Origin of the sequence: Cytobacillus sp. Bac17 (genome assembly GCF_024519925.1) — a bacterium.
GTDB classification, from domain to species: domain Bacteria; phylum Bacillota; class Bacilli; order Bacillales; family Cytobacillaceae; genus Cytobacillus; species Cytobacillus pseudoceanisediminis.
In genome coordinates, this window is record NZ_JALJRC010000002.1 from 120860 (window position 1) to 134673 (window position 13814).

Consider the following 13814-nt stretch of genomic DNA (forward strand, 5'->3'; position numbering starts at 1 on the left):
CTAACATGCATACCATTTTATTTTACTTCTTAAACGCTCTGCAATGCATAAAAAAACTGCATCCATTCAGATGCAGCTAATTATTATTTCAAAGGATCATTTTTTTATTGCCCCGTACTCTCTTCCAAGTTCATCAAAATTTTTTGGGGAGCTGACAACTAAAATTTTCGTACCAACCGGTACAGATTCATATAACGACTCGACTGCTTCATTCTGCAATCTAATGCATCCATTTGAGACGTACCTGCCGATGGATGCAGGGTCGTTCGTACCGTGAATGCCATAAATCCTTCCATCTGTATCCTCTGCGTCAAATCCAATCCATCTAGTCCCGAGTGGATTACTTGGGTCACCGCCCTTAATATCCTTTTTCCTGTAATAAGGATTAGCTGCCTTAACAGTGACAGTGAACATCCCTTCAGGTGTAAGATCATCGGTTTTCCCGGTTGCAGCTGTGATTACACTTTGTACTTTATGATCATGAATAAACGCGACTTCATTTGTCTGTTTATTGACAATTAAAAATGGATCTCCGGGCAGCGGGTTGGGTCCCAATGGCCAGATTGGGGAAAATGAAAAAAACATGATGGCCGCTGCAGCAAACTTCAGCATGATCATTCACGCTCCAATTCCTTTTCCTTAGTTTGCTTCTGCTGTCCGGTCTTGATTCATTTCCCTATCCTTTAATCCTTTAAAAGAGCTTTTTATAATTAAATACTGTTCCATTTCTTTTACAAAGTGAAGCAGCGCAGCCCGTGCCTCAAATTCCTCTCTTGTCTTGGGGAGCTCCATATTTTCAAAGGAAACTCTCATTCTGTATAATTTATCCAGAAATTGAATGGCCGTATTCCCTGGATGAATGTGGTCCGATAGCTCCTCAATAAAATCAGCAATCATCTCCCCCTGTTCAACAGGCAGGGCTATGGACGTTACGCTTGGAAGAACACGCTCAATAATCTCGAATTGCTTTTCCCTCATTTTAAAATAGTGATAATATAAGTTATCATTCCTTCGGAAGTGGTTTTCGACATCTCTGAAGGCCAATGTTTTTGCCTTATCGATTAATTCCATCGTTTCAGTGATTTCTCTGCCATCCCAGCTGCTTTCATGTGTACGCAAATACTTCACGATTTCATCAAAGATAATCTTAAAGTTATCTTCTATCTCTAGCCTATACTCCTTAAGCTTCGATTCCAGACTTGGCATATAGAGGTTTGCGATGAGCGCCACACCAATTCCGACAGTAATAATGCCCAGCTCATTCAGCAGGAGTTCCTTTGAAACTTCCCCTGCTGAATAAATATGCAGAATAATAACGGAGCTTGTCACAATACCATCGCTGGCCCTTAACATGACAGCTGCGGGAATAAAAAACAAAAGCAGCAGTCCTATTACAAGCGGATGATAGGCAATCCCCTCAAAGAACAAGGAAGAAAACACCATTGCCATTAAGCATGCAAAAAAACGGTCCCATGAAGCTCGCAGAGATTTTTTCTTCGTTACTTTTATGCATAAAATAGTCAATATTCCTGCAGAGACAAAATTGTCAAGCTGCAGCATCTGTGCAATCATGATGCTAATGGAAGTTCCCACGGCAGTCTTGATTGTCCGGTAGCCAATTCTGTATTTCATATAGTCAAACTCCTATATTCATTTGCCCGCACCTAAATTTAAAGAAGGCTGTTTGTTTTAAGAAAAGTGAAAGAGAAGATGATCCTTTTGACCATCTTCTCCCATAGCATATATCGATTATAGCATTTTTTGCAAGAAATCCCTTGCACGTTCACTCTTAGGATTAGAAAAAAATTCTTTAGGTGAAGAATCCTCTACAAGCACGCCGCCATCCAGGAAAAGCACCCTGTCTGCCACTTCACGGGCAAATCCCATTTCATGGGTAACAATCGCCATTGTCATGCCTGTATGGGCTAAATTTTTCATAACGTCCAGTACTTCTTTCACCATTTCCGGGTCAAGAGCGGATGTGGGCTCATCAAACAGCATGACATCAGGTTTCATAGCAAGAGCTCTGGATATCGCAACCCTTTGCTTCTGTCCCCCGGATAACCGATTTGGATATTCGTAGGCTTTGGCCGATAATCCGACCTTCTCCAAAAGCTCGAGCCCTGTTTTCTCAGCTTCCGATTTCGAAACTCCCTTAACCTTCATTGGTGCATAGGTCAGGTTTTGAAGAACCGTTTTGTGCGGAAATAAATGAAAATGCTGAAAAACCATTCCCACATCTTGGCGCACTTTCATAATGTTTGTGCCCTTATCCGTAATGTCCTGCCCGTTAATCATGATCCTGCCATCTGTAGGCACTTCCAGGAGATTGATGCAGCGCAGCAATGTTGACTTGCCGGAACCGGATGGACCAATAATAGCTACTACTTCGCCATCTTGAATACTGGTTGAAATTCCTTTAAGAACTTCAAGTTTACCGAAATGTTTATGCAAATTTTCCACTTTAATCACTGCGTCTCATTCTCCTTTCAATCCCTTTTCCAAGCACAGTCAGGATCATTACCATAATGTAATAGATAAGCCCGGCAATCAGTATTGGTTCAAAGTAGGAAAACTTTTCGCCTCCCACGATGTAAGCCCGGCGCATCACGTCTGTTACCCCAATAACTGTTACGATTGCAGATTCTTTTGTAAGGGTAATAAACTCGTTCATCAAAGCAGGCAAAATGTTTTTCATCGCCTGCGGGAGAATAATATCCATCATGGCCGGCCTATATGGGACACCTAAAGCCATGGCCGCTTCACTTTGGCCCTTATCAACAGCCAGGATGCCTGCCCGGATAATCTCCGAAATATAGGCAGCTGAGTTTAGTCCAAATGACAGGACGGCAGCTGTTGACGGATCAATTTTATACCCGATCAGCTGGGGCGATCCATAATAAATGAGCATCAGCTGAAGAACAAGAGGTGTTCCTCTAAAAACGGATGTATAGGCATCTGCTATCCACCCAAGAATTTTAAATCTGCTGATTTTAAAGAATGATAGAATAATGCCTAATACAAAACCCAATATGCCTGCCATAGAAACTATTTGTAGCGTAACGCCAATGCCTTTAAGTATATATGGAAGGGAGGGAACGAACTGCTGAAAATCCAGATTCACTATCTTTCCATCCTCTCTCTATAAATAGTTTACTAGTTTCCAAGAAGAATAAAGCGTCCAAAGGAAAATATGCCTTGGACGCCAATTCCCAGCGGAATTATTTGTTATCAAACCATTTTACGATCAGGTCTTCCAATTCACCGTTTTCTTTCATCTTCACAAGCTCTGCATTAAATTTCTCAGTTAATTCGCTGCCTTTTGGAAAAGCCATGGCAGAACCTGCCTCCGCTTCAGCTTCTTCGATCGTAAAACCGGCAAGATCTTCATTTTTTTCAAAGTATCCTTTTGCAACAATATCTTCAATCATGGCAGCATCAAAACGGTCTGCCATAATTTCCTGAATTAATTCAGGGATGCGGTTGCGGTTTTCTACTTTCATATCAACTGTCTCACCAATTTCTTCTGCTTTATCAGCCTGAATAGAGGCAAGCTGCACACCTAAAGTTTTGCCGTTCAAATCTTCCAATGACTCAATTCCGCTTCCTTTTTTCGAAACGATCATATGACTGGCTGTATAATATACATCACTGAAATCAACGTTTTGCTTGCGCTCTTCAGTAGGTGTCATCCCCGAAAGAACAAAATCGACCTGGTTAGTTTCCAATGCAGGAATCAGTCCGTTAAAGTCCATATCCTTCACTTGTATCTCATAACCCAATTTTTCAGCGATCGCTTTGGCCAAATCCACATCAAAACCGATGATTTCTTCCCCTTTTGCGGAATCTACATATTCAAATGGCGGATAATCAGCTGATGTACCCATAGTTAATACTTTTTTATCTGAGTTTTCCCCTGAGCCGCTTCCAGTGCTGGCTTCTTCACTTGTGCCGCATGCAGCTAATACGCCAACTAAAAGTATGCTTAAAGCAAACATGATGACTTTTTTCATTTTAGTTTCCCCCTATAAAATATGAATAATCTCTGCATAACTATTAATAAATATTCACTAAAATGAATTTTAACAGATTTTTATATTTATGCAATAAGATTTTTAAATATTTATTAGAAGTTTAATTATTCAGATAAATGGACATAAAAAAAGTCCCGTAATTCGGGACTTTTACTGGAGAAATAAAAAAGAAAACTTTGAACGTCGAAAAACTATCTAGTTCCAAAAGGAATACTTCGACAGCTTTACATCGCACGACCGAAAGCGGCAGCTTTTGGGAGGAAGTGGCGTTCCTTCGCGAGCAAGGCGCTTCCGCTTTTCCTGTTTAAAGCTCTTCGCAATATTTCTCAAAGGTATCCTGCAGTTTTTGAACAACAGCCATTGGCTCATGGCCTTCAATTTCATGGCGCTCGATCATCGTGCATAATTCTCCGTCTTTAAGAAGAGCAAAAGATGGTGATGATGGCGGATAGCCGGTAAAATAAGATCTTGCTTTTTCGGTTGCTTCTTTGTCCTGGCCGGCAAATACAGTAACCAAATGGTCAGGGCGCTTATCATAATGCAGAGAATGCATGGCAGCAGGGCGGGCAATTCCGCCTGCACATCCGCAGACTGAGTTCACCATTACAAGTGTGGTGCCTTTTTTATTAAGGGCTTCATCCACTTCCTCCGGTGTAGTTAATTCTGTATAGCCGGCATGCACGATTTCCTGGCGTGCCTGCCTTACAACATCATTCATAAATAAATTGAAATCCATATTCATAGATCATCGCTCCTTATGCTGATTAATCTTTTTCACTATATACATAATACCAATACAAGAACAAAATTTACAATCAAGTCATTTTTTTGAATAAAAAAGTTTAGCATCTGGGTTATGGGGGAAAGATAAAACTACAGCTAGATCCATACCCCTAAACTCCCTAGATTCGCCAGTGCCCACAAGGCACTGGCCATTTTTTTTTCAGGAAAAGCTGCCCTGTTGAAGGACAGCTTCATTTCGAATAGACATTAAACAATTCTTCCACTGCAGATGTAACCGTCCTGTTTCCTGAGATAACCTCATTTTCGATTTTCGGAAGGAGCGGCTTAATGGCAGGATGATAAAAAAAGCTGAATTGAAGCTGATCCAGGATCATGGAATGGATCCATTGTTTTGTCTGGAGTCTTCTTCTTTCCTCAAATACACCTGAAGATTTTGCAGTATCTTCGAACGTTTTGATCACTTTCCATATCTCAGGGATGCCCTCGTTCAAAACAGAAGAGCAGGTGTAGGCTCTGGTTTGCCATCCCTTTGTAGCAGGCTGGAGAAAGTGAAGTATACGGTTATACTCTGCTTTTGTTTTCTCCGCTAATTTTTTGTTGCTTCCATCGGCTTTGTTGACAATTACCGCATCAGCCAGTTCCATAATGCCTTTTTTCATTCCCTGCAATTCATCGCCAGCCCCTGTCAGCGTTAATAGCATAAAAAAGTCCACCATGTCCCTGACAATGACTTCACTTTGTCCCACACCAACTGTTTCAACCAGAATAACATCAAAGCCTGCCGCTTCACACAGCAGCATGGTCTCTCTCGTTTTCCGGTGAACTCCACCCAATTTTCCTGCAGAAGGTGAAGGTCTTATGAATGCCCGGGGATTTCTGGAAAGCTGCTCCATCCTTGTTTTATCGCCAAGGATGCTGCCGCCGCTCAAGCTGGAGCTCGGATCGACCGCAAGCACCGCTACTTTTAACCCTAAATCACATAAGTATGTCCCAAAAGATTCAATGAACGTGCTCTTTCCTGCTCCCGGCACTCCTGTTATCCCAATCCTAAGCGATTGTCCTGAATGGGGCAAAAGTTTGTGCAGGATTTCCTGTGCATGGCGAAAATGATGTTCAGCGTTACTTTCAATCAGAGTGATCGCTCTGGCAAGCAGACCTCTGCTGCCATTCAAAATGCCTTCTTCAAGAACGTTTAGATCAGGGAGGGAGGCAGATTTTTTTTGAAACCTGCCTTTTTTCTCAAATTTCAGCTCCGGCTCGCCTGTATCCACACCACCGCGCACAATGCTTGTAAAATTATCTGCCTTTTCTTCATCAAACCATTCCGGTTTCTTATCCTCAGTCATTTACTGGGTCACTTCCTCATACCCGAGACGGCTGTAGATCTCCCTGATGACTTTTTGGGCTGCCACTGGAATGACTGTGCCCGGTCCAAAAATGGCAGATGCTCCATGCTCATATAAATACTGATAATCCTGCGCAGGGATAACCCCGCCAATTACGACAATAATATCTCCCCTATCCAATTTTTTCAGTTCAGCAACGAGCTGCGGCAGAAGAGTCTTATGACCGGCAGCAAGTGAGCTGATCCCAATGACATGAACGTCATTTTCTACAGCCTGCATGGCTGTTTCTTCCGGTGTCTGGAAAAGAGGGCCGATATCCACATCAAAACCGAGATCGGCAAAGGCTGTTGAAATCACTTTTGCTCCCCTGTCATGTCCATCCTGCCCCATCTTGGCAATCAGAATCCGCGGTCTCCTTCCCTCATTTTCAAGAAATTCATCTGTCATCTGCTTTACTTCTGCAATTTCTTCTTCGTTGGAAAAAGCAGAACTGTACACGCCGCTGATAGAACGGATAATTGCTTTATGGCGGTTGGCAACTTTTTCAATCGCTTCAGAAATTTCCCCGAGAGTGGCTCGAACCCTGGCTGCATTTACTGCTAGCTCAAGAAGATTGCCTTCCCCTGTATCTGCAGCTTTTGTAATAGCCGCCAAAGCTTCAGCAACTTTCTCATTGTCGCGGGAAGCCTTTAGCTGCTCCAGCTTCTCGATTTGCTTTAATCGGACAGCCGTGTTGTCAATGTCAAGAATATCAATCGGCTCTTCTTTTTCCAGCCGGTATTTATTCACACCAATAATGGTTTCTTTTCCGGAATCAATTTGTGCCTGCCTTCTGGCTGCCGCTTCTTCGATTCTCATTTTTGGCAAGCCTGTCTCAATCGCTTTGGCCATTCCGCCAAGATTTTCGATTTCTTTAATATGCTCCCAGGCTCGCTTAATTAACTGATCTGTTAAAGCTTCAACATAATAAGAGCCGCCCCATGGATCAATTACATTCGTGATCCCTGTCTCTTCCTGAAGGTACAGCTGCGTATTTCTGGCTATACGGGCAGAAAAGTCTGTCGGCAATGCAATGGCTTCATCCAGCGCATTAGTATGAAGGGATTGTGTATGGCCCATTGAAGCTGCATGCGCCTCAATGAGAGTCCTTGTTACATTATTAAACGGATCCTGCTCTGTTAAGCTCCAGCCGGAAGTTTGCGAATGCGTTCTAAGCGCCATTGATTTGGGATTATCCGGCTCGAAGGTCTTCATCATTTTTGCCCAAATGAAGCGGGCTGCGCGCATTTTTGCCACTTCCATGAAGTAATTCATGCCGATTGCCCAGAAAAACGAGAGCCTTGGCGCAAAGGAGTCGATATCGATTCCAGCTTTAAGGCCGGTTCTTACATATTCGAGACCATCAGCCAGCGTATAGGCAAGTTCAATATCAGCAGGAGCCCCCGCTTCCTGCATATGATAGCCAGAAATACTGATGCTATTGAACTTAGGCATGTATTTTGAAGTATATTCAAAAATATCGGCAATGATCTTCATGGACATTTCCGGAGGATATATATATGTGTTGCGCACCATATATTCTTTTAGGATATCATTCTGGATCGTTCCAGAAAGTTTCTCCTGGCTTACTCCCTGCTCTTCCGCTGTAACAATATAAAAAGCCATGACAGGCAATACCGCTCCATTCATCGTCATGGATACAGACATTTGATCTAAAGGTATCCCATCAAACAGCATCTTCATATCCAGGATGGAATCAATGGCTACGCCAGCTTTCCCGACATCTCCCTCGACTCTTGGATGATCTGAATCATAGCCTCTATGAGTAGCCAGATCGAAAGCGACTGATAAGCCTTTTTGACCCATTGCAAGGTTACGCCGGTAAAAGGCATTACTTTCCTCTGCAGTAGAAAAACCGGCATACTGCCGGACAGTCCATGGCCTGTTCACATACATGGTTGAATATGGCCCTCTTGTATAAGGGGGCAGTCCAGGCTTATCGTTTAGGTGCTCCATGTCTCTAAGATCTTCATTTGTGTACAGAGGCTTTACATTTATTTGCTCATTTGTTTCAAAGAGAAGTTGATCAATGGATGAATCGATTTCTTCCTCTGCTTTTCTTTTCCAGTCATCTTTGGCTGATTGTTTTACTTCAAGAATATCCAGGCTTTTAAAATCAGGTTTATTGGCCATTGCTTGCCGCCTCCATCTCGTTCAGCATATTTAAGAGAGTTTCATAGCAATCGCTTTTTACATGAATGTATCCGCCGATGCCAGCGTTCTGATATTCATCCTTTTTCCTCTCTTCGGGAAGGCCGGCTAAATAGATTTCAGCTGACGGGAAAGTTTCTTTCAATTGTTTAATTAAAGGTACAGCTATGCTATCGTATAGTTCATTTGATCCGCAAATAAAATAATGCCTGCAATTTGTTTTTTGAATAAATGCTTCAGCATCTTCAGGATTATATACCGAACCGCTTTTAACTGCATCAACCCCGCCAGGAGCCAGGAAGCCTGAAATAAAATCAGCACGCGCCTTATGGTCTTTCAATGCTCCCAGACAGATAAGACCTGCTTCTGGACGAATGCCCTTTCCTTTTAATCTTTCAGATAAATTCCGCAAACCCTCGAAGGACTCAGAAAGACGAACCTGCTGGATAATCTTGAGATCACTCCTGCTGTTCTGGACGGTTTCCAATTCTGTCTGAAGCGGCTTTTCATCAAGATTTGCATATATATTCGTTCCGATGATACTTTGTTTTCTTGTATGAACATCTTTCTTCTTCTTTTCAAGAATTTGGGTAATCTGATCATGAACCCATCCTGTTTGAAGGGCATCCTTCATTCCTCCCAGCTCTTCTATCTCAAGGAAAAGTCCCCATGATTTGGAAATCAGTTCATTTGTCAGATGCTCAATATACCAGGAGCCGCCTGCTGGATCAGAGACCTTTAGTAAATGCGCCTCTTCCCTTAAAATCAACTGAGTATTGCGGGCAATCCGTTCTGAAAAAGGAGATTTGGCTCTTTCCGGATCATTATATGGACTGACATGAAGGTATTGTATTCCTCCCAATACTGCTGCGAACGCTTCATTCCCCGCTCTCAGCATATTTACATAGGAATCATAGGCAGACTTTGTAAAGAAGGACGTCTCTGCTGAAATGACCATTTTTTTACTGTCACCCCCAGCTCCGAATGCTTCCGCCACTTTGCCCCATAATACTCTTGCAGCACGCAGCTTGGCAATTTCCATAAAAAAGTTTGAGCCAACAGCAAACTTAAAGACCATTTTAGATAATATTTGTTCAAGGCCTTTGCCTTTATCAAGAAGATATTGCAGGTGATTTACTCCTGCTGCAAGAGAAAATGCAAGTTCCTGGACGGCATTTGCACCGCTATTATGATAAACCGCTGAATTCACCATGATTGTTTTCAGGCTTGGCAGATTTTCTTCTGCATTACTCATCGTTTTATTCAAAGCTTCGTATAGTTCATCGATTGAGCGGTCGTTCAATGTATCGGCAGCAGCAATAGCAAGTGGATCTGCGGCAACATATCCGGAGACTTTTTCTCTTTCTTTTACTTTTCCAAGTCCTGCTATTAATACATGCTGATTTCGTCCGGCATCCACACTGAAAGGGTACCTTTCATAAAGTTCGCCTACAGACAGGCTTATCTTCTCTGGATTTTTTAACTGTTCAGGCTCAAACGCAAGAGCTGTCTGCCCTGTCTTGATGGCAGCAAGAAGTTTATCTGACAGCTCTTCGGAAGAGGAAGCACTAATTTTCTGTGCAACCTTCCATTCTTCAGACAGGTATCCGGCTGCATAGGAACCTCTTCTAAAATCTTCTAAGCCCGGATACTGTGATAATGCACCTGTTTCCAGGTCTTCTCTGGAATAAAGCGGTTTCAATTTTATGTTTTCATATGTATTTCGTGATAATGTTTCTAAGGATTTCCCTTTAAGAGTTCTTTCCGCACTTTGTTCCCAATCTTCATTTGTCTGCTGCGGGAATTTTTCTTCAATCATTTTCTTTAATGACATAAATTTGCTGTCCTTGTAGCTGACAGCGTTCCCTCCCCTCATGCGGCAGCGGACCCGTTTCTTATAAGAAACAATGCCGCAAGAAAATTATAATAAAATTCTAAATTCTCCATATACCTATTTTAGTATACAAAAGAGAAACAAGCAATGAACAATAAGAAACCGCTGTCCCAAAGCAGGACAGCGGCAATTTTAATTACTAATAAATAGTTGTATTTTCTTTAGAAGTGTTCTCCAGAATTTCCTTCACACGCTGCAGGAAGCGGCCGCAAACCAGGCCGTCTAATACACGGTGATCGAGTGACATACAAAGGTTAACCATATCACGGACAGCAATCATGCCATTGTTCATTACTACAGGACGCTTCACAATGGATTCAACCTGAAGAATTGCAGCCTGAGGATAATTGATAATGCCCATTGACTGGACAGACCCGAATGAACCGGTATTATTTACAGTGAAAGTTCCACCCTGCATTTCAGCGGAAGTCAATTTACCTGTACGTACTTTTAAAGCAAGATCATTGATTTCACGGGCAATACCCTTAATCGTTTTTTCATCAGCTGCTTTGATGACCGGAACGAATAACGCGTCATCTGTTGCAACTGCAATGGAGATGTTGATATCCTTCTTCTGGATAATCTTATCACCTGCCCACATAGAATTAATCTGCGGGAATTCTTTAAGGGCCTGCGCAACAGCTTTCACGAAGAAAGCAAAGAACGTAAGGTTGAAGCCCTCTTTTTGCTTAAACTCACCTTTAATGCTGTTACGGTATTCAACAAGATTTGTAACATCTACTTCCATCATTGTCCAGGCATGTGGTGCTTCATGTTTGCTGCGAAGCATATTGGCTGCAATCGCTTTACGCACTCCAGTAACAGGGATTTCAACATCACCCGGCATTACTGGAACATTAGGTGCTGGCGCTGCCTGTTTCTGTGCAGGCTGGGAAGGTGCTGGAGCCGGTGCCTCTGTCTTTTCCGGTGCTGGTGCTGATGCAGCAGCTGCCGCTGTAGGAATATCTCCGGACTCAATGATTTTCATAAGGTCTTTACGCGTAATGCGTCCGCCTCCGCCTGTACCTGTCACCTGGTTTAAGTCAATGCCATGCTCTTGAGAAAGCTTTAAGACGGCAGGTGAATAGCGGACTCCTTTTGGAGCATCTGCCGAAATAGGTGCCGCTGGTGCAGAAGGCGCCACACCTGAAGGTGCAGCTTCAGCTTTGTCCTCTGCTTTAGATTCTGATGGGGCTTCCTGAGCTGCTTCTCCGCCGCCTTCAGTTTCAATTGTCAGAATAACCTGGCCAACTTCATAAGTTTCTCCCTCTTCTGCAACCAACTCTTTGATTACACCAGAGAAAGAGGATGGGACCTCAGCATTTACTTTATCAGTCATTACTTCAGCAAGCGGATCATATTTATTTACTTTATCTCCAACGGAAACCAGCCATTTGCTGATTGTCCCTTCAGTAACACTTTCCCCAAGCTGGGGCATTTTAATTTGCTCAATAGCCATTGGGTAACCTCCTTCTAGCTGCCCGCATTTGCGGGTCATGCAGCTAGTACAGCTGATCCGGTATGAATTCCAGCCGGAAAGCTGCACCATCTGCTCTTTCCATTTTTATTAACTAATGCCTTTATTAAAATTCAGCCAATTCGCGCATTGCTTTTTCTACTTTATCAGGGTTAACCATAAAGTATTTTTCCATAGTCGGGGCGTAAGGCATTGCTGGCACGTCAGGACCGGCAACGCGTTTGATTGGTGCATCCAATTCAAACAGGCAGTTCTCTGCAATAATGGCAGAAACTTCGCTCATAATGCTGCCTTCTTTATTATCTTCAGTAAGAAGAAGCACTTTTCCTGTTTTTGTCGCAGCTTCGATAATTGCTTCTTTATCTAACGGATATACCGTCCTTAAATCAAGGATATGCGCTGAGATGCCATCTTTGGCAAGTCTTTCAGCAGCCTGCAGAGCGAAATGAACGCATAGGCCATAAGTGATCACAGTGATATCTTCACCCTCGCGTTTTACATCCGCTTTTCCGATTGGCAGCACATAATCATCATCAGGAACCTCACCCTTAATCAGGCGATATGCACGCTTATGCTCAAAGAACAGTACAGGATCCTCGTCACGGATTGCCGCTTTCAATAATCCCTTAACATCATAAGGCGTAGAAGGCATAACAATCTTAAGTCCCGGCTGATTCGCAAATACTGCTTCGACAGATTGGGAATGGTATAGTGCTCCATGAACACCGCCGCCATATGGTGCACGAACAACGATCGGACAGCTCCAGTCATTGTTGGAACGATAGCGGATGCGTGCTGCCTCAGAAATAATCTGATTAACCGCCGGCATTATAAAGTCGGCAAATTGCATTTCAGCAATCGGGCGCATTCCATACATCGCTGCACCGATTCCAACCCCTGCAATTGCTGATTCAGCAAGCGGAGTATCAATTACACGGTCTTCGCCAAATTTATCATACAGTCCTTGTGTCGCTTTAAACACGCCACCTTTTTTACCTACGTCTTCACCTAAAACAAATACCTTTGAATCTCTTTCCATTTCCTCGCGGATTGCCATAGTTACCGCATCGATATAAGAAATTACAGCCATATTCTCTCCCCCTTACTGTTCAGCATAGACATGCTTTAAAGCAGATTCCGCTTCTGCATATGGAGCGTTTTCAGCATAATCAGTTGCTTCGTTTACCAATTTCATAATCCGGTCATTAATTTCCTTTTCAATCGCATCATCCATTACACCATTTTCTTTCAGGTATGCGCCAAAAGTAATAATCGGATCTTTTGTTTTCGCTTCAGCCACTTCATCAGGAGCACGGTAGCTTCGGTCATCATCATCAGATGAGTGTGGTGTTAAACGGTATGAAATGGTTTCGACCAATGTCGGCCCTTCTCCGCGGCGGCCTCTGTCCGCTGCTTCTTTCACAGCTTTATAGACTTCAAGCGGATCGTTTCCATCAACTGTTATACCTGGCATACCGTAGCCGATAGCTCTGTCAGATACGTTTTCGCAAGCAAGCTGTTTTTCAATCGGTACAGAGATTGCATATTTATTATTCTCACACATAAAGATAACAGGGAGCTTATGAACACCTGCAAAGTTCGCACCTTCATGGAAGTCCCCCTGGTTTGAAGAACCTTCACCAAAAGTTACAAAGGTTACCAGATCTTTTCCTTCCAGCTTTCCGCCAAGAGCAACTCCAACAGCATGAGGCACCTGTGTAGTAACAGGTGAAGAGCCCGTTACGATTCGGTTTTTCTTTTGACCAAAATGTCCTGGCATTTGGCGGCCGCCTGAATTTGGATCTTCGGCTTTAGCAAACCCTGACAGCATTAATTCCTTGGCTGTCATGCCGAACGTAAGGACTACTCCCATGTCGCGATAATATGGCAGGACATAATCCTTCTCGCGATCAAGTGCAAATGCAGCACCTACCTGAGCAGCTTCCTGTCCCTGGCAAGAAATAACGAAAGGGATTTTTCCCGCGCGGTTTAAAAGCCACATACGCTCATCAATACGGCGAGCTAATAGCATCGTCTCATACATTTCAAGAACTTTCTCATCACTTAAACCTAAATCTTTATGTCGGTTTTCAGCCATTTATACAACC

At 43.1% G+C, this 13814-nt stretch carries 12 protein-coding genes; all 12 read right to left on the reverse strand.

Annotated elements, in window-relative coordinates; all coding sequences use genetic code 11:
• Window positions 1–96 precede the first annotated feature (96 nt).
• The 12 genes from NR125_RS04960 to NR125_RS05015 all read right to left on the reverse strand — a co-directional run bounded on the left by NR125_RS04960 (window position 97) and on the right by NR125_RS05015 (window position 13804).
• Complete coding sequence (locus tag NR125_RS04960) at window positions 97–618, reverse strand: L,D-transpeptidase (RefSeq protein ID WP_256814784.1); 522 nt, start codon at window positions 616–618, stop codon at window positions 97–99.
• A 21-nt stretch (window positions 619–639) separates the two neighbouring features.
• Window positions 640–1632, reverse strand: a complete 993-nt coding sequence (locus NR125_RS04965) for an aromatic acid exporter family protein (RefSeq protein ID WP_019380207.1) — start codon at window positions 1630–1632, stop codon at window positions 640–642.
• A 117-nt stretch (window positions 1633–1749) separates the two neighbouring features.
• Window positions 1750–2472, reverse strand: coding sequence for an amino acid ABC transporter ATP-binding protein (locus NR125_RS04970; RefSeq protein WP_009332869.1), 723 nt, complete (start codon window positions 2470–2472; stop codon window positions 1750–1752).
• Window positions 2465–3124 (reverse strand): amino acid ABC transporter permease, encoded by a 660-nt coding sequence (locus NR125_RS04975; RefSeq protein WP_009332870.1) that lies wholly within the window; start codon window positions 3122–3124, stop codon window positions 2465–2467. Before NR125_RS04975 ends, NR125_RS04970 begins: the two co-directional genes overlap by 8 nt.
• A gap of 97 nt (window positions 3125–3221) precedes the next feature.
• Window positions 3222–4013 carry a transporter substrate-binding domain-containing protein gene (locus tag NR125_RS04980; RefSeq protein WP_009332871.1) on the reverse strand — a complete coding sequence of 264 codons (792 nt, stop codon included), beginning with the start codon at window positions 4011–4013 and terminating at the stop codon, window positions 3222–3224.
• Between the two features lie 325 nt (window positions 4014–4338).
• Window positions 4339–4776: a BrxA/BrxB family bacilliredoxin gene (locus NR125_RS04985; protein WP_009332872.1), complete on the reverse strand. Its 438-nt coding sequence runs from the start codon at window positions 4774–4776 to the stop codon at window positions 4339–4341.
• Window positions 4777–5008: 232 nt separating this feature from the next.
• On the reverse strand, window positions 5009–6124 hold the full coding sequence (gene meaB, locus NR125_RS04990) for a methylmalonyl Co-A mutase-associated GTPase MeaB (RefSeq protein ID WP_009332873.1): 1116 nt from the start codon (window positions 6122–6124) through the stop codon (window positions 5009–5011).
• Window positions 6125–8317, reverse strand: coding sequence for a methylmalonyl-CoA mutase (gene scpA / locus NR125_RS04995; RefSeq protein WP_009332874.1), 2193 nt, complete (start codon window positions 8315–8317; stop codon window positions 6125–6127).
• Window positions 8307–10169: a methylmalonyl-CoA mutase subunit beta gene (locus NR125_RS05000; RefSeq protein WP_256814786.1), complete on the reverse strand. Its 1863-nt coding sequence runs from the start codon at window positions 10167–10169 to the stop codon at window positions 8307–8309. Before NR125_RS05000 ends, scpA begins: the two co-directional genes overlap by 11 nt.
• A gap of 199 nt (window positions 10170–10368) precedes the next feature.
• Complete coding sequence (locus NR125_RS05005) at window positions 10369–11688, reverse strand: dihydrolipoamide acetyltransferase family protein (protein WP_019380205.1); 1320 nt, start codon at window positions 11686–11688, stop codon at window positions 10369–10371.
• A gap of 124 nt (window positions 11689–11812) precedes the next feature.
• Window positions 11813–12796, reverse strand: a complete 984-nt coding sequence (locus NR125_RS05010; RefSeq protein WP_019380204.1) for an alpha-ketoacid dehydrogenase subunit beta — start codon at window positions 12794–12796, stop codon at window positions 11813–11815.
• Between the two features lie 12 nt (window positions 12797–12808).
• The gene (locus NR125_RS05015) at window positions 12809–13804 is read right to left on the reverse strand and encodes a thiamine pyrophosphate-dependent dehydrogenase E1 component subunit alpha (protein ID WP_009332878.1); all 996 of its coding nucleotides are present in this window, start codon (window positions 13802–13804) and stop codon (window positions 12809–12811) included.
• Between the last annotated feature and the right edge of the window lie 10 nt (window positions 13805–13814).